Source organism: Bacillus cereus group sp. BfR-BA-01360, from assembly GCF_022663595.1.
In the GTDB taxonomy this organism is placed as follows: Bacteria; Bacillota; Bacilli; order Bacillales; family Bacillaceae_G; genus Bacillus_A; species Bacillus_A cytotoxicus.
Map to the genome: position 1 here is coordinate 91,630 of NZ_JAKUFV010000009.1, position 26,799 is coordinate 118,428.

Genomic DNA, 26,799 nt, shown 5'->3' on the forward strand with positions numbered 1-26,799 from the left:
CCTCCTACATTTAAGAGCGTACAGTAAAAACAAAATCCATTATAACATACTCATAAGGTTGATATGGAAGGGACACACTAAAGGGGAAGTAACGGCAAGGAGGAATTTGTTATGGCAGAGCGTCAATCACTTGAAGTATACATTACGCAAGCTGAACAGGCGATGGAATATGCAAAAGAGCAGTTAGATATTGGAAGTAGGCAAGAGCATTACAATACAATGGAGTATTCAGATGCTCAGTTAAAGTTAGAACAAGCTTATAATGATTTACAAGTGATGCAGCAACATGCGAATGATGAACAGCGTGAGCAGCTAAATCGTGTGCGTATGGCAATTAGACAATTGCAACATCAAATGATTGTTACGCCGCACTAATAAGGAGTGAATAAAAGTGGCAAAACGTTCTGATCAAAATAATCCAGAGCAAAAAACACAAAATGGGCATAACGCTGAGTTTTCAAATGAACTTGACCCAGTTGTTCAAGCGAAACAACGTAATCGTAAAAAAGGACAACCTCAAAAATCGAAGCAATCAGAGTGAGTCAGGTCGAAGTATGACCTGACTTTATTTTGTAATCTTACGTATTGGACGCTTACAATTTTACAGAAATTAACGATGTGACAAGCTGCTTAAAAAATAAGCCAGCTTGCCTCGTAGCTTATAAAGCATGATGAAAGTCGCTTTTTATAGAGAAATATATTATGCTTGATAACCGAGAAAAGATTTGGAGGAAACAACAATGATTGCACATATTGGCACAGTCGCACTTTACGTAGATGATCAACAACAGGCACTTGAATTTTGGACAGAGAAGGCTGGATTTGAAGTATATCGTAATGACCCAATGGGGGCAAATGCAAGTTGGATTGAAGTAGGACCAAAAGGAGCCCGGTCACACTTAGTTATTTATCCAAAAACAATGATGCCAAATGCAAATGAGTTAAAAGCATCAATTGTATTTGTAACAGACAATATGACAGAGACGTATGAGACAATGAAGAAAAACGGTGTGGGGTTTAAACAAGAACCAAACGAAATGCCTTGGGGAACTTTCGCGATCTTTCAAGATAATGAAGGAAATGAGTTTGTGTTAAAAGGTTAATATATAAAGCTGAGCTTATGTAAGCCCAGCTTTATATATATTACAAAAATGTAAGGTAAATGTAATATTAACCAATGGTAGAGATTCGGGAAAAGATGCAAAATAGGAAGCAGAAAACATGTAGGAGGATGTATATGAGCAAATCAGTTGTAGACGTAAAAAACGTCCAAAAAGTGTACGGTAAAAAAGGTGAAAATCAATCTTATGCTTTAAAAGGTGTATCGTTTTCGATTCAAGAGGGAGAATTTGTTGGGATTATGGGACCATCTGGTTCTGGGAAAACAACATTACTAAATGTGATTTCAACGTTAGATAAAGCAACAGGTGGTGTTGTTGAAATTGCAGGAACGGATATTACAAAGATGAAGCAAGGGGAGCTATCTGATTTTCGTTCTCAAAAATTAGGATTTATCTTTCAAGACTTCAACTTACTGGAGAACTTAACGATTTATGAAAACATTGCTCTTCCGCTATCACTTCAAGGTGTTTCATCACGCAAGATTGGACCAAAAGTAGAAAAGGTAGCAGAAATGCTAGGGATTTCAGAGATACTTCAAAAATATCCATCTGAAGTATCTGGGGGACAAAAGCAACGTTCAGCAGCAGCACGTGCCCTTGTGCATGAGCCAGCTATTATTTTAGGGGACGAGCCAACCGGAGCGCTTGATTCCAAAAATGCAACAAGCCTTTTAGAAGCCATGAAGAATTTAAATGAAGAACAAGGTGTATCCATTATGATGGTAACGCACGATCCATACAGTGCAAGTTACTGTGAGCGTATTTTATTCATTCAAGATGGTGAGTTATATAAAGAGATTCATCGAAGTGGAACACGTGAAGACTTTTATAAAGAAATATTAGATGTGCTTGCAGATTTAGGCACAAAAAAAGCGTAAGAAAGGAGGTAACAGGATGTTATTTAAGCTGTCTATGTCAGGATTAAAAAGTAAGCTGAAAGATTATATCGTCTTACTAATTGGTCTTGTCATGTCTATTTCAATTTTTTATATGTTCCAAACGTTAGCGTTGAATAAAGCATTTCTTCAATCTAACTCGGTCATTCAATCGATTACTTTCGTCTTTCAAGCTGGTTCGTTTTTACTAGCAATTATTACGTTCTTTTATATTTTATATGCGAATTCTTTCTTATTATCGCTTCGCCAAAAAGAATTTGGCATGTATATGATGTTAGGAGCAAAGAAACATAAAATTACTTTGCTTATGTTTATGGAAACAGTCATTATTGGAGTTGCCTCTCTCGTAATTGGGATTATAGTTGGTACAGGGCTTGCACAAGGAATCGGTCAATTATTGATGAAACAATTAGAGTTTACTGGAAGTGGTTATCAAGCGTTTTATATTCCATCGATGACCGTTACTTGTATTTTCTTTTTTGTATTATTTGTATTATCAGCAATTATGAACAGTATTAAGTTATCACGTATTTCCGTTTTACAACTTGTTCATGCAGATGCGCAAGCAGAGCGCATTAGAGTGAAAGGGCAACTAACTAGTATTATTGCGGTACTTGCAGTTATTTTATTAGGAATTGGATATGCCTCCATGATTTATATGGATAAGTTAAAGCAAATGGGCATTATTATTGCGCTAATTACAGTAACATCAGGAACTTACATGCTGTTCGGAGCACTTCTTCCGGTTATTATTAAAAAGCTAAAGAGTAACAAAAAGCGGAATGAAAAAGGATTGAATGCCTTTACATTTGCACAATTAAATTTCCGGATTAATAGTTTAACAAGAGTACTTGCAACAGTGGCGATGTTAATTGCACTGGGTGCAGGAGCCATTTCTGGCGGGATGGCGTTTAAAAATAATGTAATGAATACAGTGGATCTTTTTGAAGTATATGATGCAGTAATTCATAATCCAACAGCTGAACAAAAGAAAATTTTAGACGGGATTTCATTTCAAGAGAAAAGCGAATATCGCTATAAAGTAGACGATAAATTTGTTTACTACTTAAATGAAGATTTAGAAAAGAATCGTCCGATTATAATGGATACATCTAATCGTGAAAATGCGGAAAGTTTAAAAGATGTTGCTAAGTTTAAAAAAGTGTCTGAAGAACTTCCAGTTGGAGCAATTTCAGGTGGAAATGAAAAAGATCCTAACGCAAAGGTACTGCCAGAAGAGTGGAATGAAGTATTCTTTAAAATAGAACCTTTCTATGTCCATCCTAATCATACCATAAAAATTGTTGATAAAAAGATGTATAACGATATGCAAGGTACAGAAGGTATTGTATTTCTTGGAAAAACAGATGATTTTGTCACATACACAAAAGAATGGAAAAAACTTGACGAATTGCAGGAAGCGAAATATAAAAATGCAAAAGAAGGAAGCTTCCAAAGTAAATATACAATGTATACAGGATTTTACACGATTGCTAGCGGGACAGTATTTATGGGGTTCTTCCTTGGAATTGCTTTCTTAGCAATGATGGCAAGTTGCTTAATGTTTAAAATTCTCTCTGGCGCTTCTAAAGATATTACACGTTATCAAATGCTTCGTAAAATTGGAGTGCGTCGTGAGTTATTAACGAAATCTATTTATAAAGAGTTATTTTTCGTATTCTTATTTCCGGCAATTATAGGTATTGTCCATGTGTTAGTTGGTATGAATATCTTCGGATTTATTTTAATTGATCCGTACTTCCGCATTTGGGTTCCAATTGTTATTTTCGTAGTCATTTACGCTATTTACTACTTAATTACAGTTCAATTGTATAAAGGAATTGTTCTTCCGAAAGAAGAGTAAGGGAAAAATACCGAGCAGAGAATGTTCGGTATTTTTTCTACTATTATCTGAATTTCATCAACTATTAATCAGTTGCCTTCCTATTTAAAAACGACTACAATTTTACTGTTATATAAGAACGAAAAAAACAGAATAGGAGGGGACACGATGCCAAGAAAAGTATGGCTATTAGTAGCTGGAATGATTATTAATGTCACAGGTGCTTCTTTTTTATGGCCTTTTAATACAATTTATTTACACGACCATTTAGGTAAATCTTTGTCAGTGGCCGGAATGGTATTAATGATTAACTCACTTACGGGCGTAATTGGAAATTTGCTTGGTGGTACATTGTTTGATAAGTGGGGCGGATATAAATCGACGTTACTTGGAATTGTGATTACACTTGTTGCTATTTTAGGTCTTGTATTTTTCCATGGTTGGCCATTGTATGTCATTTGGCTTGCATTAATTGGTTTCGGTTCGGGAATGGTCTTTCCATCGATGTATGCAATGGTTGGTGCAGTTTGGCCAGAAGGTGGAAGGCGTGCATTTAATGCGATGTATGTTGGACAAAATGTCGGAATTGCTGTTGGCACAGCATGCGGTGGCCTAGTTGCTTCTTATCGCTTTGATTATATTTTCTTAGCAAACTTTATTTTGTACTTTATTTTCTTTTTAATTGCTTTTATCGGTTTTCGCGGTATGGAGGATCAAAAAGAGCAACGTCTACAAACAGAAGTTAAAATGAACAAAGGGTATTCGCTCACACCGGGATTTAAAGCGCTTCTTATTGTTTGTGTAGCATATGCGTTATGTTGGGTTACGTATGTACAGTGGCAAGGGGCAATTGCAACGCATATGCAAGAGTTAAATATTAGTTTGCGTCATTACAGTTTATTATGGACAATCAATGGAGCGATGATTGTTTGTGCACAGCCGCTTGTAAGTATGATGATTCGTGCAATGAAGCGTTCTTTAAAGCAGCAAATTATGATCGGAATTGGTATTTTTGTAGCATCATTTTTTGTATTAAGTCAGGCGGAGCAATTTACAATGTTTCTTGTCGCGATGGTGACATTAACAATTGGAGAATTATTTGTATGGCCGGCTGTTCCAACAATTGCAAATATACTAGCGCCAAATGATAAACTTGGTTTTTATCAAGGGGTTGTCAATAGCGCAGCAACTGTAGGGAAAATGTTTGGACCGGTTGTTGGTGGAGCAATTGTTGATTTATACAATATGGAAGTATTGTTTATAGCAATTATGGTAATGCTTGTAATAGCATTTTTTGCCACAAGCATTTTTGATAAGAAAGTAAAAGTGGAAGAAACAGTGAACGAAAAAATTGCAGTTTAGTTTGACGGAACATATAACATGTTTTAGAATATATTTAACTTCACTCATATTTTTAATAACAGCGAGAAGGAGTAGTAGTAAGCGAAACGGGTCTAGAGAGTTGACGGTTGGTGCAAGTCAATCCATGTTTCATTATGAACTCGCCTTTGAGTTGCGATTGTGAACTTAAGTAGCAATGGCCGTTCATCCACGTTACGGATTTAAGTGAATGTAAGTATTTACATTAATTTAGGGTGGTACCGCGGGAATCTATAACCTCTCGTCCCTTTTTAGGGATGAGAGGTTTTTTGTATTTTAGGCGGTGAAAATAAATTGTATTTTAAGGAGGGAATCTCATGAGCTTTAATCATCAAGAAATTGAGAAGAAGTGGCAAGCGTATTGGGAAGAGAATAAAACATTCCGTACGCCAGATGAGACAGACAAACCAAAATTTTATGCATTAGATATGTTCCCATATCCATCAGGTGCAGGTCTTCACGTAGGACATCCAGAGGGATATACAGCAACAGATATTTTATCACGTATGAAACGTATGCAAGGGTATAATGTTCTTCATCCAATGGGATGGGATGCATTCGGTCTTCCAGCAGAGCAATATGCACTTGATACGGGGAATAGCCCAGCGGAATTTACAGAGAAAAATATTAACACATTCCGTAATCAAATTAAGTCACTTGGCTTCTCATACGATTGGGATCGCGAAGTAAATACAACAGATCCGAATTACTATAAATGGACACAATGGATTTTCTTAAAGCTATTTGAAAAAGGTTTAGCTTACGTGGATGAAATTCCTGTAAACTGGTGCCCAGCACTTGGTACAGTGCTTGCGAATGAAGAAGTAATTGATGGTAAGAGTGAGCGCGGTGGACACCCTGTTGAGCGCCGTCCGATGAAACAATGGATGCTAAAAATTACTGCATATGCAGATCGCTTACTAGAAGACTTAGATGAGCTTGATTGGCCAGAAAGTTTAAAAGATATGCAACGCAACTGGATTGGACGTTCTGAAGGTGCAGAAGTACATTTTAATATCGACGGTACAGATAAGAAATTTACAATCTTTACAACGCGCCCTGATACATTATTTGGAGCAACTTACTGCGTACTTGCTCCAGAGCATGCACTTGTTGCAGAAATTACAACAGAAGATCAAAAAGGAGCTGTAGAAGCTTACATTGATGTTGTAAAATCGAAAAGTGATTTAGAACGTACAGAGCTTGCGAAAGAAAAAACAGGTGTATTCACGGGTGCATACGCAATCAATCCTGTAAACGGAGAGAAATTACCAATTTGGATTGCTGATTATGTGCTTGCTAGCTATGGAACAGGTGCTGTAATGGCAGTTCCAGCTCATGATGAACGCGATTATGAGTTTGCCAAAACTTTTGATCTGCCAATGAAAGAAGTGGTAAAAGGCGGAGACATTACGAAAGAAGCATACACAGCTGATGGGGAACACATCGATTCTGCATTCCTTAATGGTTTAAATAAGGAAGAGGCAATTGCAAAAATGATTGAATGGCTTGAAGTAACAGGCGCAGGAAATCAAAAAGTAACGTACCGCCTTCGTGACTGGTTATTTAGTCGTCAACGTTATTGGGGTGAGCCAATTCCAATTATCCATTGGGAAGATGGTACGATGACAGCGGTGAAAGAAGAAGAATTACCGTTAGTTCTTCCAAAAACAGATAATATTCGTCCGTCTGGAACAGGTGAATCACCACTTGCAAACATCGATGAGTGGGTAAATGTTGTAGATCCAGAGACTGGTAAAAAAGGCCGTCGTGAAACAAATACAATGCCGCAATGGGCTGGTAGCTGCTGGTACTATTTACGTTATATCGATCCAAACAATAACGAAGCACTTGTAGATCCTGAAAAAGCAAAACAATGGCTTCCAGTTGATATTTATATTGGCGGGGCAGAGCATGCTGTACTTCATTTACTATATGCTCGTTTCTGGCATAAAGTATTATATGATATCGGTGTTGTTCCAACGAAAGAGCCATTCCAACAACTATTTAACCAAGGTATGATTTTAGGAGAAAACAACGAGAAAATGAGTAAGTCAAAAGGTAACGTTGTAAACCCTGATGACATCGTAGCAAGCCATGGTGCTGATACACTTCGTCTTTACGAAATGTTCATGGGACCATTAGATGCTTCAATCGCTTGGTCTGAAAACGGCCTTGATGGAGCGCGTCGTTTCTTAGATCGCGTATGGCGCCTATTCGTTCAAGAAAACGGTGAATTAAGCGAGAAAATTACAGATGCGCCGAATAAAGAGCTTGAAAAAGCATATCACCAAACAGTGAAGAAAGTAACAGAAGACTATGAAGAGCTTCATTTTAATACTGCAATTTCTCAAATGATGATGTTTATTAATGATGCATATAAAGCGGAAACGCTTCCGAAAGAATATGTAGAAGGTTTCGTGAAGTTACTTGCACCAGTTGCACCGCACATTGCAGAGGAACTTTGGAGCAAGCTTGGTTATAATGAAACAATCACATATGCAAGCTGGCCAACATTTGATGAGTCTAAACTTGTAGAAGATGAAGTAGAAATTGTTGTTCAAGTAATGGGAAAAGTTCGTGCAAAACTGAAAATGAAAAAAGACGCATCAAAAGAAGAAATGGAACAACTTGCACTTGAAGAAGTGAAAGAACAAATTGAAGGGAAAACAGTTCGCAAAGTAATTGTCGTTCCTGGAAAACTTGTTAATATTGTTGCAAACTGATGAAAAAGAGCAGTCCTTTATAAGAAGGCTGCTCTTTTTCATAGTGGAAAAAAGATGAATTCCTATACAGACAAACACCTATTCAATTGTGTGCAATATGATAAAAAAGGTAGACTAAACTTGAGAAGAAGAGGTGAAAGAAATGAAAGGGATAGATAATAAAGCACCATATGGATTTATGATTAGTGGAGACCATCACTATGCTCCGATGGGAATTGGTGGAGGAGCAGGAGGATTCCCGCCATCTGTAGCTGGTGTGCAAACAGGAATGCCAGGGGTAGCACCAGGGTTTCCAGGAGGATTCTCTCCAGGGGCTGTAATGGGTAGCCAACTAGGGGGACCGACTGTATTTCCAGCACCAGGAATTGGTGTTGCAGCAGGTATAGGAGCAGTGAATCCATATGGTGTTTACGGACATCATGGACACCACGGACATCATGGACACCACGGACATCACGGACATCATGGACACCACGGACATCACGGACAACATGGGCATCACGGACATCACGGGCATCATGGACATCACGGGCATCATGGACATCACGGACATCATGGACAGTATGGACACCACGGACATCATGGGCACCACGGACACCATGGGCATCATGGACATCAACAAGACCAGCACCATCATCAAGGACAACATCATCAAACTTGGTACGGCGGAGCGACAAGGGATTCCGAAGGGACAGATGGTCATACAGGATATAATGGATGTTGATGATTGGAATCTAGCACATATAAAAAATTCTCTTGTGCGCAAGGGGATTTTTTTATTGGGCATAGTAAGGTGAGGAGGTGTTACATATGGGAAAAGGTAGAAGTAATAATGCTGGTAAAAAACAGCCGAATTTTGATGATTCATCTAACTTTGCTAAGCAAAGTCAACCGACAGAGAAAAAGAAGAAATAGTGGAAAGGAGCTATCTTGTTTGGATAGCTCCTTTTTACATAATTTTCATTTTAATGATTTTGCTAATGCTTCTTGGCGTTGACGCTCGATTTCTGCGCGAAGTTGTGGCTCGGGTGCTTGCCAACCTTCTGGTTTTAAAATTTTGCCGTCTCCTTCGCGAAAGCGCGGTTTTCCATCAGGAAATAACTTTGCCATATTGGCATTATTCACAATTTCAAATCCTTTATCTGGACGCACTCCCATTTCTGCAAATGTTCCAAAGGCAAAATAAATAAGATCGATTAATGCATCATATTGATCTTCTAGAGTTGTTGCTTCTAAAAACTCTTCTAATTCTTCTTGCATAAAGCTTGCGCGAATCTTTGCACGTTCTTCCGTTAATTTTGTTGGTACATCTGTAACTGGGTGTCCGAATACTTCATGCATTTTTGCGACAAGTTCATATCCTTTATCTAGACCTTTTTCGTTAGACATGTTGTTTCATCCTTTCTTACTATGTGCCGAATTCCATTGTAACATAAGATCTTTGTTATTCTTCTTTCTTTATGAAAAATGATACAGCGATATCGATTCCGAATATTCCGACAAGAAGTGATGGAATAACAATGAGTAAATAACGAGTGAAAGAAACATTTTTTAAATATGTATGTGCAAATAAAAATACTAAGAGAAATAGAACCCCATTTAAAATAGGTTTTATCAATTTTTTTAACATAAGCTCTCCCGTAACTCCTTTTTCTCTATGTAAGGCATAAAAAAACTCCCCCTTCTCCGTTGTACCATGCTAGAGGGAGGAGTTCAATCTTTATGTTAGATTCTATTATTCAATAACCCCTGAATTTGTAATATTTACTTTATATTGAACTTTAATAGGTACATCTTTATACATTGCTTTCCATTTCTCTAAGTTGAATGGTCGATAGTGCTGCCTAAATCTTGCCCCAAGGCCAATGGGATCGACATCCAAAGATTGAAAGTGTTTAATGAGTTTTGCTGCTCTTGTATTGAGTTGTTTTTCGATAGATCTAGCAATTTTTTGTGTATTCTTCTTATTTTCCAAACTAAATTTTCTTGATAATTCTTGAATACGTGCATCAAGTTTCACTGTAATGAGAAAAGAAGGTCTGCCGTTTTTTACATGTACTTGGTAAGTAGGGGTAGAGCGAATATTATTAATGATTGTGTATCCAGGGTTTGTTTTGAATTCCTGTGAATCTAATCGATGTTTTTCAACTAATCCTTTAAATACAAACAGATCTCGTTGCTTGATTTTCCCGACATATTTATCTTTCTTGAAAAGAGCAATACCAGTAATTTTTACTTTGTCTTTGCTTTTTTTTAAGATAGGAATATAGTAGTCTTGGCCTACGCGATAATAACGGAATGCACCCAAATATACATTATCGGTTGGCAAAGGACCAGTTTGCATATTATGCTCCAATAACTTTTTTATATAAATTGCAACATTTGATGAGGTTGTATACTTTTCTTCAAATAATTCACGCCCATTTCCATCTAATAAGGCAACATATAAGGCATTTCCGACATTTACATCACGAATGAGCGTGTCAAATGAAGTGGACAATCCTTTTTTAGCGATGTTCATTGTGAACAGAGCAACGCGCATTTGGCCGTTTGCAAACGGTTGGGAAGATGTTAAAGCAGTATCGGCTTTTACTTGTTTTACAGCATTCCCTACCCCTTCAAAAACTTGAACTTTATTTCCTTTTTCCTGTACGGGACAAACAAATGTTACTTTTACTTTATCATCTTTCGCTGTATCAAAAACCGTTCCTTGAATGAGCTGAATATCATCAATAATCGTTTTTTGTAAGCAACCAGTCATACTAAACATACAGAAACAGGAAAGGAGAATTACTTTTGTTTTGATTTTTTCCATTTTCTTTTCACCCACATAATAAGAAATAAAATCGGGATGTACATATAAAGAACAAAAAAGCTAGTATGAGATATCATGCTAATAAAATCATTAATATCGTGTCGATTTGTTAATAGTTGTGAAATAATGATTGTAATGAACAAAAGAGCGATTAAAATCTTTTTTTGTTTCACACGAAAGACTTCATATGTACCTCTTGTTGCAGCCCATAATGGAAGTAAGAAACTTGGCATAATGACAAGAGCGTAAGCAGAGATTGCAATGTACTCTAAGCGCTCAATAAAGGGAAGTTGAATAACCTGTGTCATAGAAAGCTGCGGCCATATTGTTTGTAATAACTGATTTTCACTAAAAAAAGCAAAGGCTAGCATAGTACTGAATACGTATAAAATGTTAGAAAATAGTGCGCCATATTGTGCGAATTTATGAGACTTTTGTGCCCCTTTTACAAATGGATAAATCATAAGGTATACTTCAAATCCAGTCATCGTGTAAATAGAGGATTGTGCTGCTTTTAATATATCCTGAACAGAATGAGAAAATATAGGAAGTAAATTTTCCCACTGTGCATATTTTAGAACAAATAAACTAAGGAAAAGATAACCGAAAATTCCGGCGATAGAAATTACGCATATGCCGGTCATAACGCGAAATCCTGATGAGATAATGTAATAGCTAAGTAAGCAGAAGAAAAAGGTCAATGTCCATGTAGAAGCGGTAGGAAACATCCATACTTGAACAATTTCGACATAGGTTCGGATAACGGAAATACTTATAATGAAAAAGTAAGTCACAAAGAGTAGGTTCATTCCTGTTCCAACCCACTTTCCGAACAGCTCTTGATGTAAATCAATTAAATTCCCCTCATTTTCTTTTAACAAGAAATGCATCATCCAGATGAGAATGTGGATGGTAATTCCTACAATGAGAACTCCTATCCAACCATCGTATCCTGCGGACTTTGCGATGATGCGTGCAAAGCCTAAAACCCCCGCTCCAAATTGTGCACCATGAATTAAGAAGAAAACAAAGATAGGTGATATTTGATATTTTGTTTTAACTTTACTCATAAGATGCACCTCGCTTTATTCATCAAAATCAGATCTATGTTTTATTGGAATACCTTTTGCAGTCTTTTTTACGTGCTGTGGTCTTGCTTGTACATCTCTTGTATCAATTACAGATAGAGGAAACCGCACCCAAGAGTCCTTAAAGGATTGTTTCCTTGCTGGATAAAAGAGGGCATATGGTTTGCGTAAAGATGATAGGCGGAATAAATGGGTAAATAAAAAAAGAAATCCAAGTACAATGCCTAAAAGTCCGCCTAATTCTGCACTAATCAGAAATGGGAATCGTAATAATCGCACAGTGTTTCCCATTTTATAAATAGGTGTAATAAAGGAAGCAAGTGCAGATAAAGCAACAATAATTAAGAGAATATTACTTGTTAAACCAGCTTCAACAGAGGCTTGACCAATTACAATCCCCCCTACAATACCGAGCGTTTGCCCTACTTTCATTGGGAGTCTGGCGCCTGCTTCTCTTAATAAATCAATTGCAAGTTCTAAAAATAGCGCTTCTATTAAAGGAGGGAATGGAACTTGGGCTCTGGATAAAATCAATGTTTCTAATAAGTCGCTTGGAATCAATTCATAATGATAGCTTAAGACAGCGACATATAATGGAGTTGCACAAATCGAAAAAAGAACAGCAATTAAACGTAACATTCTCGAAAATGTAGCATACATCCAAGAGACGTTGTAATCTTCAGGTGAAACAAAGAAATCAAAATAAGAGACAGGCGTAAGTAAAACGCTAGGTGAGCCGTCGACAAAAATAGCAATTTTTCCATCGATTAAAGCTTTTGTTACTCTATCAGTGCGCTCTGTATTAATATAGAGAGGGAAAATTGACTTTTCACCCATTAATTCTTGAATATAAGAACTGTCATTAATTTGATCATATTTAATTGTTCGAAGAGACTCTTCTAAGAAAGCAACATTTTCTTTTTCAGCAAGGTTGTCTAAGTACATCATCACAACCTTTGTCTTTGAAAAAGCTCCAATGATAATTTCTTTCGTTTGTAATGCTAATACTGGGAGGCGTTTTCGGACTAAATTTATATTTGTATCAATATCTTCGACGAAACCCTCTTGTGGGCCAACTACTGTTGATTCATTTAATGGTGCAGTTGGTGCTCGATAATTATCAATTGCGATATTTGCAAGTAGACATTTTTGATCTTTTTCATGTAATTGAACAATTGCGTGCCCCTTTAAGACCATATCTTCTATTTTTTGTAAATCATTTGTAATTATAATTCCACTCATTGGAATGTGTTCTTTCAATTCTTCTAATGTAGAGCATGTGCGTTCTAATAATGTTGGCATTAAATATTTTTGTAACTTTTCACCGTCAAGTGATGGCCGATAGTAAGAAATCCAGTATGGCATTGTTTCATCATCGGATGTGTGATAATTGACAAAATCGCTAGATGCTTTCAATTTCTCTAACAAATCTTGAAGAGTGTGAACCTTTTCTTTCTTCGGTTGACTGAAATCATAAATGCTATTGTCACTAGTATGTGTATGGGTTGCTTCTTGAACAGGTTGTTGCTTATTGAGGATCTGTTCTCCTCGCTGAGAAGCTTGATTAAGGTGCTGTTGTTCGGATTGCTTTTGCTCTCTTTGCTGAGAAGTTTGCACAAGGCGTTGCTGCTCGTCCTGCTTAGCAGTTTCCTTTTGGATCTTTGCTGTTTTTTTCTTTCGTAACCAGTTCCAAATCATTGCTTTCTCCCTCTTTAACTTATGTAAGATGATGTTAGTTTATGGTGTATTTTGTTTCTTATACATATGTCTGGAAAGAAAACTGTTATATAAAAAGAAGGTTTTCTTTTAGAAACGTGTAATCTTTTTATAAGCAAAATTGATTTGTTATGAAAATGATGGGACTTGAGATGGAGTATGAAAAATAATCAAATATGTAAAAGCAGTTGCCATTATAGACGGAAAAATTGAGCGGGTTAGTAGAGAGGTTGGAAGAATAAGATGTTTGAAAGGAGAAATGGAACGTGTATGTGAAAAAAGAGTGTTTTTCTTTGAAACAATTTACATTTGCAAATAAAAAGAAAATTCCTATTCAGATGGGATATGAAACATATGGGAAGTTAAATAAGGAAAAATCCAATGCGATTTTAGTTTGTCATTATTTTAGTGCAACGAGTCATGCGGCAGGAAAGTATACGGAGAATGATTTACTGCCTGGATGGTGGGATGGGTTGATTGGACCAGGAAAAGCAATTGATACGGACCAATACTTTGTTATATGTACGGATAATCTTTGTAATGTTCAAGTGAAAAATCCGTATGTTATAACGACAGGGCCAAAGTCAATGAATCCAGAAACCGGTTTGGAATATGGGATGGATTTTCCAGTATTCACTTTTTTAGATGTTGCTCGCATCCAATATGAATTAATAAAAGAAATAGGGATTAACAGGTTACACGCTGTAATTGGGCCATCGGCAGGTGGGATGATTGCGCAGCAATGGGCGGTTCATTATCCACATATGGTCGAACGAATGATAGGTGTAATTACGAATCCGCAAAATCCAGTTGTAACATCTGTGAATGTTTTGCGGAATGCAATTGATGCCATTCAGTTGGATCCGAAATGGCAGGATGGGACTTATGGGGAAGAGCAACCAATTAAGGGATTACATGTAGCAAGTAAAATGATGTTTATCAATGCATTTGATGCGAAGTATTATGAAAAGGAATTTCCGCGTAATAGTACCGAAACAAAACCGTATGAAAACTTTGGTTCACCGACATCATTTGAGAAAGAGATTGATTGCTTAACGCTTCAAAATATTCAATTTGTAGACGCAAATTCATGGATGTATACTGCAAAGGCAACGTTATTACATGATATTGCGTATGGCTTCTCCTCTATGGATGAGGCACTTTCACAAATTGAGGCAAATGTGCTGATGATTCCATGTAAGCAAGACGTATTACAACCAGCACATTATAATTATAAAATGGTTGATAGCCTGAAAAAACAAGGGAAATTTGCAGAAGTATATGAGATTGAAAGCACGAATGGACATATGGCTGGAGTGATGGATATCCATCTATTTGAGAAGAAATTGTATGAGTTTTTGAATCGTAAAATATCTAGTTTTGTATAAAGAAAGGTGCATATTTAGCAAGTAGCACCTTTCTTTATACAAACTTTAAACGAAAAATATACGTGGCAATGCATGCGCCGAAAAAAGCGATGCTAAGTAATAAAAGTAGGAATGAGATTTCTTGAAACGATAGCTTATTATAGTTTTTCTTCATATTAAATACAATGATAGAAAGAATAAGAAAAATAAGGCCCATAAAGAAAAATGAAAGTGTCATGTCACTTCGCTCCTTTCGTAAAACAAGTATTATGAGAATACAATGTGAAAGTTAGCTTTGTAAAGTATAAATATTGATAAAAAGTTGAGAAAGAGATAAGAAAAGGTACAGTTTCATTTCTTTGCGTTCAGCCATCAGCATGCTAAAATTGGTGAGTAAAGAGGAAAAATACTGTTTCAAAGTTTTATTGTATATAAGGAGGAACAATCGATGACAGAAGTAAAAACAATTACAACAGAAGAAGTACAAAAGCGTCTCGAAAATGGAGAGACATTATTTCTAGTAGATGTACGTGAAGATGAAGAAGTGGCGCAAGGGAAAATTCCAGAAGCTGTACATATAAAAATGGGTGACATTCCAAATAAATTGGAATTCTTTGATAAGGAAAATGAATATATTTTTATTTGTAGATCAGGAATGCGCAGTGAAAATGTATGTCACTATTTAAATGAGCAAGGATTTAAAACCGTCAATATGGTTGGCGGTATGCTGCAATATAAAGGAGAAATTAAATAATGAATTTATAAAAACTTGAAACGTGTCTGTTTCAAGTTTTTTTTCTTATGCATACAGTGTACAAAGGAGGGAATAATTTGGGTGCGCGAATTCGTAATATGAAAATTATCAATAATAAAGGCAACGTGAATGTAGGCGATTATTATAGCCTTTCACCTTCAGGGGTTCAAAAAGTATATGCTGGTGCTGGCGGGTCAAGCATCGCTAATTTTTTTAATGGCAAACGTATGCAACCTGAAACGCCAAGAGTTCCAGAGTTTTTCCCGCCATTAGAAACGAGTGAATTAACATTAGGATCATAAAGGAAAGGAGGAATAAATATGCCTGCTCATATTCAAAAATTTGTCATTGTAAATCAGTATGGAAATATATTTACAGGTGATCACTTAAGTGATACTTCATTTGTTGCTTCTAAAACATATAGCGGGGCATTGGGACCGACGTGCATCGATGTTGTAACAGTAGTTGGTACAACATCAAATCTTTGCTTACAACCAGGTGACACAGTGACAACAACGTATACAAGAGGAACACAAACATCTGAAAGTCAAAATACAGGATTATAAGGGGAGAATCCCGTTGGAATTTTGCAAGCAGTGCCAAATACAGATGCTTTTAATTCCGCGCCTGGTTTATAAGAAATAATCCCCTGATTGTAGGGGATTATTTCTTAAGGTGCATGGGCATGCGTTTTCGATAAATTACGTAGCTGCGACGTAAATATTTTACGGGAACACTAAATACATGTACGAGTCTTGTGAATGGCCAAGTTGCAAAAAGGCCTAGTGCTGCAATAATATGAATTTTAAACCAAATCGGTACGTCTGCCATATATTCTGCTTTCGGACTGAAAATGAACAGACTACGGAACCATGGGCCAATTGTTGTACGGTAATCAAAGCCTTTTGCATCAATATTGAAAAAGGTAGAAGAAAGACCGGCTAACATAACAATGAACAGTAGAATGAGAGCTATATAGTCTCCTTTTGTACTTGTTGCAATCATACGTTTTACTGTAAAACGACGATACATTAAGATTACTAATCCAACAATAGAAGCAATTCCAGCAGGAAGTCCGAAACTAATAGCAATGATATGATAAGTATACTCTGAAATACCGAGTGAGCGATAGACAGATTCCGGAATTAAAATTCCCATAATATGACCGCCGATTACAAACATAATTCCAAAGTGAAAGAGAAGACTTCCAATTCGAAGTATTTTCTTTTCGAGCAGTTCACTAGATTTTGATGTCCAACCAAATTGGTCATAGTTATAGCGAAAAATGTGTCCGCCGATAAAGATTGCGAAAATGATATAAGGAAATAGCACCCAGAAAAATTGATCCAGCATGTTTAGAGAACTCCTTTCTCATTTGTTTGTACACCCCATGCATCAATAGCAAGCAGAACGGAAGCGATGATTGGTTCATGTAGACAATTTGCTTTTTTTAATTGCTCATGCAAAGCTTGTATATTTTTCATGTACTTACTTATAAGTGGATCACAATCTTCTTCCGGTGCGTTTGCTAGAAATTCAAGAAGAAGTGGTAAGTAATCAGGAAGCTCCTTATCTGTTACCATAAAGCCAGCTTTTTGATAATGTTGTTTTAATTCTAGTAATTCAATTCCGCGTTCTCTTTGTTCACCTGTATTCATATAAGTTAAGTATAAATTTGTCTTTTTTCCGAAGTCGAATGTATACACATACGAGTCGATTAGTTGCGCATCTGTTTTGTTCTGTACTTGTTTTATGAATCTTGTAAGCAATGTGCGAATTTCTTCATTTGTAATCGTACGGATTGTTTCTTGTAGTTCGGGTAAAGCTTCTCTCCATCCTGCTTCAGGATAGGAGAGAAGGAAGGAAGTACAAGAAAAAGCGGTTTGTAAACTTTGTTTCATCGTTGTTACCTCCCTTAGTTAAGAAAGCGTCATGCAAGAGCCTGGACCACCGGCAAAGGAAAGGCCACAGCTTCCTTGTTCACTATATAAATCAGCAACTTGCTCGCGGTGAGTTGTTGGAATAACAAAGCGATCTTTATATTTTGCGATTGCTAGTAGGCGGTACATATCTTCTACATCTTCTTTTGTTAATCCAAGTTCTTTTAATACCATTTCATCTGGCTCTTTATGAACTTGTAGTGCTCTCATATGTGTGCGCATGACAGCCATTTTTTTCAATGTAAGTCGAATGTGGGATTCGTCCCCAGCGGTAAGTAAATTCGCTAAATATTGAATTGGAATTCGCATATTATCAATTGCAGGGAAAATATCCTCTTCTTTCCAGTTGCTTCCTTTTCCTTCGACTATATTCATAATTGGACTGAGCGGTGGAATATACCAAACCATTGGCATTGTTCTATATTCAGGGTGAAGCGGAAGAGCGATTTTCCAATCGATAATCATTTTGTAAATTGGTGAATGTTGCGCTGCTTTTATCCATTCTTCAGGTATTCCTTGTTTTTTTGCCTCGGCAACTACTTCTGGATCATTTGGATCTAAGAAAACAGTAAGCTGCGATTCATATAAGTCTTTTTCATTTTCGATGGAAGCGGCTTCTTTTACCTTGTCAGCGTCATATAACATAACACCAATGTAGCGTATACGCCCTACACATGTTTCAGAACAGATGGTAGGCATACCCGCCTCAATACGCGGGAAGCACATTGTACATTTTTCCGCTTTATTCGTTTGCCAGTTGAAATACACTTTTTTATATGGGCAAGAAGATACACAAAATCTCCAAGCACGGCATGCATTTTGATCGACAAGAACAATTCCATCTTCTTCACGTTTATACATCGCGCCAGATGGACAAGAAGAAACGCAAGACGGATTCATACAATGTTCGCAAATGCGAGGTAAATACATCATAAAGACGTTTTCAAAGTCTGTCTTAATATCTTCTTCCATTTTCTTTACATTCGGGTCTTGTAAGGCAGTGATATGTCCACCAGCTAAGTCATCTTCCCAGTTTGGCCCCCATTCAATTTTATCGATAAATTCGCCTGTAATTGCCGATTTTGGACGAGCTACTGGTTGATGTTTGCGCTGCGGGCTGTTTGTTAACGTTTCATAATCGTAGTTCCATGGCTCGAAGTAATCATCGATTGTCGGTAAATCTGGATTATGAAAAATATTTAGTAGACGTTTCACTTTAGAACCGGATTTGAGCTGAAGTTCACCGTTCTTTACTTCCCAGCCGCCTTTATATATTTCTTGATTTTCCCATTGTTTTGGATAGCCAATACCAGGCTTTGTTTCCACATTGTTAAAATACATATATTCAGCACCTGGACGATTTGTCCAGGTATTTTTGCACGTTACACTACAAGTATGGCAGCCGATACATTTATCTAAGTTCATTACCATTCCGACTTGTGCTTTAATCTTCAAGCCAATCTACCTCCTTCAGTTTGCGGATGACGACGTTTAAATCACGCTGATTACCCGTTGGACCATAGTAGTTAAACCCATAGCTTAATTGACCATATCCGCCAATCATATGCGTTGGTTTTACATGGATGCGCGTTGGACTATTATGCGTTCCACCACGGTTACTTGTTAAATTTGTACCAGGCACGTTAATATGACGGTCTTGTGCATGATGCATAAAGGCCATTCCTCTTGGTATGCGATGTGTAACAACTGCACGTGCTACAACAACGCCGTTTCGGTTGAAACATTCAATCCAGTCGTTATCATCTACACCAGCTTCAGCGGCGTCATCTTTATTCATCCAAACAGTTGGACCACCACGGAATAGTGTTAACATTGGTAAGGAATCGAAGTACATACTATGAATAGACCATTTATTATGCGGCGTTAAATAGTTTAGCGTAATTTCTTTTCCTTCTACTTCCGGACGTGATTTTTGAAACGGTTTATGCTGCAAGATTGGTTTAAATGTTGCCATTGTTTCACCAAACTCTTTCATCATCTCGTGATCTAAGTAGAATGATTGTCGTCCTGTAATCGTTCTCCAAGGAATAAGACGTTCTACATTTGTTGTAAATGGTGAGTAGCGGCGTCCCCCTTTTTCTGAGCCAGTAAAGGCAGGAGAAGTAATTACTGTTTTAGGTTGTGCTGTAATTTGCTCGAATGTGAAACACTCTTCTTCGCGTTCTGCTGCTAAATCGCGTAATTTTAAATCTGTTTGTTTTTCAAGAGCTTCCCACGCTTTTACAGCCATATGACCATTAGTTGTTGAAGAAAGAGTAAGGACTGCTTCTGCTGCATGGACTGCTTCTGTTATATTAGGGCATCCTTTTGCGATAGAATCGGTGCGGATGACTCCTAAGCGACTCTTTAATTGTTCGTACTCTTTTTCTGCGGACCAAGAAATACCTTTTGTCCCAATTGGTTGTTTACCAGCATTTGGTCCAAGCGCAGTCATTTTGTCATAAATTGTTTTATAATCACGCTCGACAACATGAATTTGTGGCATCGTTTTACCTGGAATTGGTTCACATTCCCCTTTGCTCCAGTCTTTAATCTTGCCAAGTGGCTGTGCTAATTCTTGCGGTGTATCGTGAAGAAGCGGAGTTGCAACAACTTCTTTTATTGGATCAAGATCAAGTTCTGTTGCTAATTTAGAGACTGCTTTTGCAAGGGAGCAGAAAATGTCCCAGTCGGAACGAGCTTCCCATGGTGAACCAATAGCTGGATTAAATGGATGTACAAATGGATGCATATCTGTACTACTTAAATCGTGTTTTTCATACCATGTTGAAGCGGGTAGAACAATATCGGAATAAAGTGCTGTCCCGGCCATACGGAAATCTAGGTTAACAAGTAAATCTAGTTTGCCTTCAGGGGCCGTTTCATGCCATTTTATTTCTTCTGGTCGCAATGAATCGCTATCATCGTTCATTAATCCATTTGTTGTACCGAGTAAATGTTTTAAGAAATATTCGTGACCTTTACCTGAACTTGAAATTAAGTTTGCACGCCATACAAATAAGTTACGTGGGAAGTTATTTTTGTTATCTGGATCTTCAATGGCAAATTTCAGTTCTTTTTCTTTTAATTTCTGTGCCACATATATTCCAATTTCTTCTTTTGTGGTTGCCCCATTAGCGACAGCTTCTTTATAAATTTCAATTCCATTCTTTTCGAAAGTCGGATAAGAAGGAAGCCAGCCAAGACGAGCTGCTAATACATTGTAATCACCATGATGTTGATAGCGTGAGTTGCCAACAACTGGTGATGCTAAGTGACCGACTGGTGTATCTTCATAACGCCACTGATCTGTTACAAAATAGAAGAATGATGTCCCGTTTTGTAGCTTTGGAGGACCTTGCCAGTCTCTTGCCATCGCAATGGTTTGCCATCCTTCGGCTGGACGTAATTTTTCTTGCCCGACATAATGTGCCCAACCACCGCCATTTACGCCTTGTGCCCCAACGAGAAGAACGAGGTTTAAAACAGCGCGATAAATCGTATCAGAGTTAAACCAATGGTTAATACCAGCACCGACAATAATCATGGAACGACCATTTGTATCGATGGCGTTTTGAGCAAACTCACGAGCGATTTGAATGACTAAGTCTCGTTTTACACCTGTGATGTTTTCTTGCCATGCTGGTGTAAATGGAATCGAATCATGAAAGTCTTTTGGTTCTTGGCCGCCAAGTCCACGGTTTACGCCGTAGTTAGCTAATGTTAAGTCGTACACAGTTGTAACGAAAACATCACCATCTCGTGTTTTCATTTTCTTCACTGGAATTGTTCGTTCTAGTATTTGATTCCCTTCATCAGAGAAGTATGGAATCTGTACAGTACCAATGGCATCTTCCATGCCAAGTAAAGAAAGCCGCGGATTAATTTTTTCTCCCGTTTGCTCATCTTCTAAGCGCAAGTTCCATTTCTTCTCATTATCCCAGCGAGAGCCCATTGTACCGTGAGGAATAGCAAAATCATTCGTGTTATCCTTCCAAAGAACAGGCTTCCATTCGCCAAGCTTTGTTTCACGGCCAATATCATTTGCATGTAAGAACCGATCTGCTATGAATTGGTCTCCTTGCTGTTTTAATGTGACGAAGAACGGGAAATCAGTATATTGTTTTGCATAATTTGTGAAGTATTCTACTTGTTTGTCCACATAAAACTCTTGTAAAATGACGTGCCCCATCGCCATCGCAAGTGCGCCATCTGTCCCTTGTTTTACGCTCATCCAGTCATCAGCAAATTTTGTGGATTCAGCAAAGTCAGGACTTACGGAAACAACTTTTGTTCCTTTGTAGCGTACTTCAGCTAAGAAGTGCGCATCTGGCGTTCTGGTCATTGGAACGTTTGAACCCCATGTCATAATGTAACCAGAGTTATACCAATCACTACTTTCTGGTACATCTGTTTGATCACCCCAAATTTGTGGGGAAGCAGGTGGGAGGTCAGCGTACCAATCATAGAAGCTGAGCATAGGTCCACCCATCAGCTGCATAAAGCGGCTACCAGCAGCATGACTTAACATAGACATGGCTGGAATTGGTGAGAAACCAACGTTTCGATCGGGACCATATTTCATTACTGTATATAGTAAGGAGGTTGCAACAAGTTGCAATACTTCATCCCAGTTCGCACGAATGAATCCACCTTTACCACGTGCACTTTTATAGGTGCGAGCTTTTTCAGGATTTTCTACAATGCTTTTCCAAGCATCTAATGGTGATGTATGATTTTGAAGTTCTTCCTTCCACATATTCCAAAGGACGCCGCGTACATATGGATATTTCACGCGAAGTGGACTATAAATGTACCAAGAAAAACTTGCGCCGCGTGGACAACCCCGAGGCTCAAAATCCGGCATATCAGGGCCAGTAGTTGGATAATTTAATTCTTGTCCTTCCCAAGTTACAATTCCATCTTTTACATAAATGTTCCAACTACAAGAGCCAGTACAGTTTACTCCATGTGTAGAGCGGATGACTTTATCATGTTGCCATCTTTTGCGATAGACGTTTTCCCATTCGCGATCTTCGTATGTTTCTTGTGTATGGTTCTCGTTATATCGATCTATTGGCGAAAAATATTTTAACCGTTTCATGAATGCTGAAGATTTCTTTTTCATACTGCTCACTCCTTTATTACCTCTCATTTTCTTATCTTCACTATAAGAGGAGGGAATAAATAGGGATGTGATATCTATCACAGTTCAACAGATTGTCAAAAATCATTTCGTAAGAGTGTGGTGTTTTTCACATTTCATCATGTGTTTTTCGTGTAGAGTGAAGGAGAAAAGAAAAAGTAGCCTCTCACATAGAGAGACTACTCAATACTACAAATAGAAGAGGGACAATCTTCACAAGAAATTTCACATTTTAAAAATTGTAAATTATGAATTGTAATTTTTCCTTTCTGAATAGAAAGGATTCCTTGTTTTTTTAATTCATTTAACATACGGTTGACACTTTCGCGTGAAGTAGCACAGAAGTTAGCAAGCTCTTGGTTTGTTAAAGGCAAATCAATCAAGATCCCATTTTCTTTTAAAATACCGTAACTATTTGTCATGCGAATGAGCGTGGAATATAAAGCACCTTTTTTTCCATGCAATACTAAATCACGAAATTTTGTTTGCATTCTTCTTAGATGTTCACTAATCCATTTCATAAATTCAAATGCAAGAGCTGGCTTTTGAAGCAATGCTTTTTCTAAGGCATCTCGTTTTATTACACCAATCTCAACTTCTTCGAGACATTTTGCATTTAATAAATACTTTGCATGATCTGCAAATAGTGTTAATTCTCCGATAATATCATCCTTTGAACAAATGCGAAGTGTTAATTCTTGTCCATCAGCGCTAATTTTACTAATTTGTACTTTTCCAGATCGAATGATATAGAGTTCTTTTGCTTCTATACCTTCTTGAAAAATATAGCTTCCTTTGCTGACGTTCATTTTATATTCAACAGATGCAAGTAGTTCTTTTAAATCATTTGATAATGCCGTACGATTTGTCACAGCAATCACCTTTCTTTTTCGAGCAGTCTATCCTTTATTGTGAGTATAAGTATGATGAAAATGCAAGTAATATTTCCTGTATAATATAAAAAAGTAGATGTTTCATGCAAACACCTGTTTAAGTATAATAATATAGGAAGTCCTTTATTATTTAATCTATTTTTTTGATACTCGTTTTTTTAGTATGCTTATTTAAAAAAGTAACGAAAACTTTTAGTAGTGGATGACTGATAAGGAGAACCACTATAATCATGATTTGATTCAATAAATAGACAGTATTCACCTTGAGACAGTTTGTTTCAAGGTTTTTTTATGGGGAATTTTTCTTTCAATGTGAACAAATTACGAACGGATTTGTGAAGAATTTTTGAATGGCGCATATGATGTGAGAAATATCACAACAAATATTAGATTACTTGATTATGATGAAGGCAAATAAAATATGGAAAGCAAACAAAGAACATGAGCTAAAACATCACAGTTCAAAAATATATTATAATAGAATGAAGAAAGATATGAATGAAGCAAAAAGGAGGGGTGACGATGCACGAGAAGGTGAGGGATTCTTTCGGGCGCCCGCTTCAAGATTTACGGATTTCAGTTATAGATCGCTGTAATTTTAGATGCACGTACTGTATGCCGGCTGAAGTATTTGGACCAGATTATGCTTTTTTACAAGAAGAATTTTTACTTACATTTGATGAGATTGAAAGATTAGCAAAATTATTTGCTGGCATAGGTGTAAAGAAAATTAGACTTACAGGTGGAGAACCATTACTTCGAAAAGATTTACCGAAGCTGATTAAGCGTCTAGCAAGTCTGGATGGTATAACGGATATTGGACTAACAACAAATGGTATACATTTGACAAAACAAGCAAAAGCATTAAAGGAAGCAGGCTTGCAGCGAGTAAACGTTAGTCTGGATGCGATAGAAGATAATGTATTTCAGAAAATAAATGGACGGAATGTTAGTACGAAACCTGTGTTAAAAGGGATTATAGCTGCTAAAGAGGTCGGTCTTGAAGTAAAGGTAAATATGGTTGTGAAAAAAGGAATGAATGATAGTCAAGTTCTTCCAATGGCTACTTGTTTTAAAGAACAGGGAATACCACTTCGTTTTATTGAATTTATGGATGTTGGGAGTACGAACGGATGGAATTTCGAACAGGTAGTTACAAAACAAGAATTAATTGAGATGATTGGCAATGTATATCCGATTGAACCCGCTGAACCACACTATTTCGGAGAGGTCGCAAAGCGCTATTGTTACATAGGAAGTGATGTGGAAGTTGGATTTATCACTTCTGTTTCTGAATCATTTTGTTCTTCATGTACAAGAGCGCGAATTTCAGCTGATGGAAAGTTTTATACGTGTTTGTTTGCGACAGAAGGTACGGATTTAAGAGCGTTGCTTAGAACCAATTGTTCTGATAATGAGTTATTACAAGTCATACAAGATGTATGGAGATATCGAAAAGACCGATATTCTGATGAGCGGACGGAAGAAAGCGCGAAAAATCGTGCGAAAATTGAAATGTCTTATATTGGAGGATAAGAAGGGAGGGAAAACATTGCAGGACCGATATTCAAGGCAAATGTTATTTTCAAGTATTGGTGAAGATGGACAGAGGAAAATAAGAGAAAAGCATGTATTGCTTATTGGTGCTGGAGCTCTTGGTGCCGCCAATGCTGAAGCTCTTGCTAGAGCAGGAATCGGAAAATTGACAATTGCGGATCGAGATTATGTCGAGTGGAGCAATTTGCAGCGGCAGCAATTATATACAGAAGAAGATGCCAAGCAATATAAGCCAAAGGCGATTGCAGCTGCAGAACATTTACAGAAGATTAATTCTGAAGTTGAGATTATTCCAGTTGTGACAGATGTGGCGATACAAGAGATGGAAGATTTCATTCAAGGTATAGATTTAATAATAGATGCAACAGATAATTTTGATACGCGTCTTCTTATTAATGATATTTCACAAAAATATAATGTACCTTGGATATATGGAGGATGTGTTGGTAGTTATGGCGTAACGTATACAATTCTTCCAGGAAAAACACCGTGCTTTCGCTGTTTGATGGAGCATCCGACAAGCGGTGCCACATGTGATACGGCAGGGGTAATACAGCCGGCGGTACAAATGGTCGTTGCACATCAAGTAACCGAAGCTTTAAAAATATTAGTAGAAGATTTTGGAGCACTTCGGGAGACAATGTTGTCATTTGATGTTTGGAATAATCAACATATGGCATTTAAAGTGAATAGGCAGAAAAAAGAGAGCTGCCCATCTTGTGGCAAGTTACGTACGTACCCAAGTTTGGCATTTGAATCACAAATGAAAACCGAAGTATTATGTGGGCGAAATACGGTTCAAATCCGTCCTGGCGTTTCGAAATCTCTTAATCTAGAAGAAATTAAAAAGCGCTTACAAAAAAACATGGATATTCAAGTAACACCGTATTTATTATCCTTTTTCATCGAGGAGTATCGTTTTGTTCTCTTTAAGGATGGTAGAGCGTTTGTTCATGGGACAAATGATAAGGCAGAAGCGAAGCGATTATATACAAGGTATATAGGCTAAACCTAAAGGCGACCTTTAGGTTTAGCGGATGCGTTATATTTATGAATTTCGAAGATAGTCGCCGCTTTTTCCTCCTGTTTTTTCGAGAAGATATGTTTCACCGATAATCATTCCTTTATCGACAGCTTTACACATATCATACACGGTAAGAGCAGTCATAGAAGCGGCTGTTAAAGCTTCCATTTCAACGCCTGTACTTCCTTCTGTTTTTACCTTTACTTCAATAAGTAAACGATATTGTTTTTTTTCTTGTTTCCAATCAAAGGAAACATCGACTCCTTTTAAAAGTAAGGGATGACACATTGGAATAACATCAGAAGTACGTTTTGCCGCCATAATACCAGCGATTTGAGCGACGCCTAGTACATCTCCTTTCCCAATTTCATGATGGGAGATTTTATCATAAATTTCTTTTGTAACAAGGATGCTAGAACAAGCAATTGCAGTGCGCACTGTTACTTTTTTATCACTAATATCGACCATCTTAGCACGGCCTTGGTCATTAAAATGAGTAAATGAAGACATGGAATTCCTCCTTGAAGTAATTG

General features: G+C 37.3%; 25 protein-coding genes, 1 pseudogene and 1 other annotated feature. Of the genes and pseudogenes, 14 read left to right on the forward strand and 12 right to left on the reverse strand.

Annotated features, from left to right (window positions below; translation table 11 throughout):
• Positions 1-111: 111 nt before the first annotated feature.
• The 8 genes from MR056_RS10900 to MR056_RS10935 all read left to right on the forward strand — a co-directional run bounded on the left by MR056_RS10900 (position 112) and on the right by MR056_RS10935 (position 8,690).
• On the forward strand, positions 112-375 hold the full coding sequence (locus MR056_RS10900) for a YtzC family protein (RefSeq protein WP_012095881.1): 264 nt from the start codon (positions 112-114) through the stop codon (positions 373-375).
• Between the two features lie 16 nt (positions 376-391).
• Positions 392-541, forward strand: a complete 150-nt coding sequence (locus MR056_RS10905) for a hypothetical protein (protein WP_003208774.1) — start codon at positions 392-394, stop codon at positions 539-541.
• A gap of 199 nt (positions 542-740) precedes the next feature.
• Positions 741-1,103, forward strand: coding sequence for a VOC family protein (locus MR056_RS10910; protein WP_012095880.1), 363 nt, complete (start codon positions 741-743; stop codon positions 1,101-1,103).
• 134 nt (positions 1,104-1,237) lie between these two features.
• A complete protein-coding gene (locus MR056_RS10915; RefSeq protein ID WP_041810079.1) occupies positions 1,238-1,999 on the forward strand; it encodes an ABC transporter ATP-binding protein in 762 nt (253 codons plus the stop codon).
• A 16-nt stretch (positions 2,000-2,015) separates the two neighbouring features.
• Complete coding sequence (locus MR056_RS10920) at positions 2,016-3,881, forward strand: FtsX-like permease family protein (protein WP_012095878.1); 1,866 nt, start codon at positions 2,016-2,018, stop codon at positions 3,879-3,881.
• Positions 3,882-4,028: 147 nt separating this feature from the next.
• On the forward strand, positions 4,029-5,222 hold the full coding sequence (locus tag MR056_RS10925) for an MDR family MFS transporter (RefSeq protein ID WP_012095877.1): 1,194 nt from the start codon (positions 4,029-4,031) through the stop codon (positions 5,220-5,222).
• A gap of 52 nt (positions 5,223-5,274) precedes the next feature.
• Positions 5,275-5,492, forward strand: a binding site (T-box leader).
• Between the two features lie 65 nt (positions 5,493-5,557).
• Positions 5,558-7,966, forward strand: coding sequence for a leucine--tRNA ligase (gene leuS / locus MR056_RS10930; protein ID WP_012095876.1), 2,409 nt, complete (start codon positions 5,558-5,560; stop codon positions 7,964-7,966).
• Between the two features lie 142 nt (positions 7,967-8,108).
• A complete protein-coding gene (locus MR056_RS10935; RefSeq protein ID WP_180566377.1) occupies positions 8,109-8,690 on the forward strand; it encodes a vrrB protein in 582 nt (193 codons plus the stop codon).
• A 236-nt stretch (positions 8,691-8,926) separates the two neighbouring features.
• Here MR056_RS10935 and MR056_RS10940 read toward each other — a convergent pair whose 3' ends face one another.
• The 5 genes from MR056_RS10940 to MR056_RS10960 form a co-directional block, all read right to left on the reverse strand.
• Positions 8,927-9,355 (reverse strand): pyrophosphohydrolase domain-containing protein, encoded by a 429-nt coding sequence (locus tag MR056_RS10940; RefSeq protein WP_012095871.1) that lies wholly within the window; start codon positions 9,353-9,355, stop codon positions 8,927-8,929.
• Positions 9,356-9,410: 55 nt separating this feature from the next.
• Positions 9,411-9,596, reverse strand: a complete 186-nt coding sequence (locus tag MR056_RS10945; protein ID WP_012095870.1) for a hypothetical protein — start codon at positions 9,594-9,596, stop codon at positions 9,411-9,413.
• A gap of 105 nt (positions 9,597-9,701) precedes the next feature.
• Entirely contained in the window at positions 9,702-10,781 is a 1,080-nt protein-coding gene (locus MR056_RS10950) for a Ger(x)C family spore germination protein (protein ID WP_087095458.1), read from the reverse strand.
• The gene (locus MR056_RS10955) at positions 10,757-11,851 is read right to left on the reverse strand and encodes a spore germination protein (RefSeq protein ID WP_087099295.1); all 1,095 of its coding nucleotides are present in this window, start codon (positions 11,849-11,851) and stop codon (positions 10,757-10,759) included. Before MR056_RS10955 ends, MR056_RS10950 begins: the two co-directional genes overlap by 25 nt.
• Before the next feature lie 15 nt (positions 11,852-11,866).
• Positions 11,867-13,567, reverse strand: coding sequence for a spore germination protein (locus MR056_RS10960; RefSeq protein ID WP_087095457.1), 1,701 nt, complete (start codon positions 13,565-13,567; stop codon positions 11,867-11,869).
• Positions 13,568-13,851: 284 nt separating this feature from the next.
• On the opposite strand from MR056_RS10960, the gene MR056_RS10965 reads away from it, so the two are divergent.
• On the forward strand, positions 13,852-14,973 hold the full coding sequence (locus MR056_RS10965; RefSeq protein ID WP_012095866.1) for a homoserine O-acetyltransferase family protein: 1,122 nt from the start codon (positions 13,852-13,854) through the stop codon (positions 14,971-14,973).
• Between the two features lie 34 nt (positions 14,974-15,007).
• On the opposite strand, the gene MR056_RS10970 is transcribed toward MR056_RS10965, so the two are convergent.
• A complete protein-coding gene (locus MR056_RS10970) occupies positions 15,008-15,190 on the reverse strand; it encodes a hypothetical protein (protein ID WP_012095864.1) in 183 nt (60 codons plus the stop codon).
• A gap of 210 nt (positions 15,191-15,400) precedes the next feature.
• Between MR056_RS10970 and MR056_RS10975 the strand changes: the two genes are divergently transcribed.
• The 3 genes and pseudogenes from MR056_RS10975 to MR056_RS10985 all read left to right on the forward strand — a co-directional run bounded on the left by MR056_RS10975 (position 15,401) and on the right by MR056_RS10985 (position 16,344).
• A complete protein-coding gene (locus tag MR056_RS10975) occupies positions 15,401-15,706 on the forward strand; it encodes a rhodanese-like domain-containing protein (protein WP_012095862.1) in 306 nt (101 codons plus the stop codon).
• A gap of 77 nt (positions 15,707-15,783) precedes the next feature.
• Complete coding sequence (locus MR056_RS10980; protein ID WP_048723997.1) at positions 15,784-16,008, forward strand: spore germination protein; 225 nt, start codon at positions 15,784-15,786, stop codon at positions 16,006-16,008.
• Between the two features lie 18 nt (positions 16,009-16,026).
• Positions 16,027-16,344: pseudogene (locus MR056_RS10985) on the forward strand (hypothetical protein).
• 25 nt (positions 16,345-16,369) lie between these two features.
• Here the strand turns inward: MR056_RS10985 and narI are convergent.
• The 5 genes from narI to MR056_RS11010 form a co-directional block, all read right to left on the reverse strand.
• Positions 16,370-17,059 (reverse strand): respiratory nitrate reductase subunit gamma, encoded by a 690-nt coding sequence (gene narI / locus MR056_RS10990; RefSeq protein ID WP_012095859.1) that lies wholly within the window; start codon positions 17,057-17,059, stop codon positions 16,370-16,372.
• A 2-nt stretch (positions 17,060-17,061) separates the two neighbouring features.
• Positions 17,062-17,607, reverse strand: a complete 546-nt coding sequence (gene narJ / locus MR056_RS10995) for a nitrate reductase molybdenum cofactor assembly chaperone (RefSeq protein ID WP_012095858.1) — start codon at positions 17,605-17,607, stop codon at positions 17,062-17,064.
• 18 nt (positions 17,608-17,625) lie between these two features.
• A complete protein-coding gene (gene narH, locus MR056_RS11000) occupies positions 17,626-19,101 on the reverse strand; it encodes a nitrate reductase subunit beta (RefSeq protein WP_012095857.1) in 1,476 nt (491 codons plus the stop codon).
• Complete coding sequence (locus tag MR056_RS11005; RefSeq protein ID WP_242136555.1) at positions 19,091-22,774, reverse strand: nitrate reductase subunit alpha; 3,684 nt, start codon at positions 22,772-22,774, stop codon at positions 19,091-19,093. Before MR056_RS11005 ends, narH begins: the two co-directional genes overlap by 11 nt.
• Before the next feature lie 197 nt (positions 22,775-22,971).
• Positions 22,972-23,664 (reverse strand): Crp/Fnr family transcriptional regulator, encoded by a 693-nt coding sequence (locus tag MR056_RS11010; protein ID WP_012095855.1) that lies wholly within the window; start codon positions 23,662-23,664, stop codon positions 22,972-22,974.
• Between the two features lie 543 nt (positions 23,665-24,207).
• Between MR056_RS11010 and moaA the strand changes: the two genes are divergently transcribed.
• Positions 24,208-25,221 carry a GTP 3',8-cyclase MoaA gene (moaA, locus tag MR056_RS11015; protein WP_012095854.1) on the forward strand — a complete coding sequence of 338 codons (1,014 nt, stop codon included), beginning with the start codon at positions 24,208-24,210 and terminating at the stop codon, positions 25,219-25,221.
• Between the two features lie 16 nt (positions 25,222-25,237).
• Positions 25,238-26,251, forward strand: coding sequence for a molybdopterin-synthase adenylyltransferase MoeB (locus MR056_RS11020; RefSeq protein WP_012095853.1), 1,014 nt, complete (start codon positions 25,238-25,240; stop codon positions 26,249-26,251).
• Between the two features lie 39 nt (positions 26,252-26,290).
• Here the strand turns inward: MR056_RS11020 and moaC are convergent, their stop codons facing one another.
• On the reverse strand, positions 26,291-26,776 hold the full coding sequence (moaC, locus tag MR056_RS11025) for a cyclic pyranopterin monophosphate synthase MoaC (protein ID WP_012095852.1): 486 nt from the start codon (positions 26,774-26,776) through the stop codon (positions 26,291-26,293).
• Between the last annotated feature and the right edge of the window lie 23 nt (positions 26,777-26,799).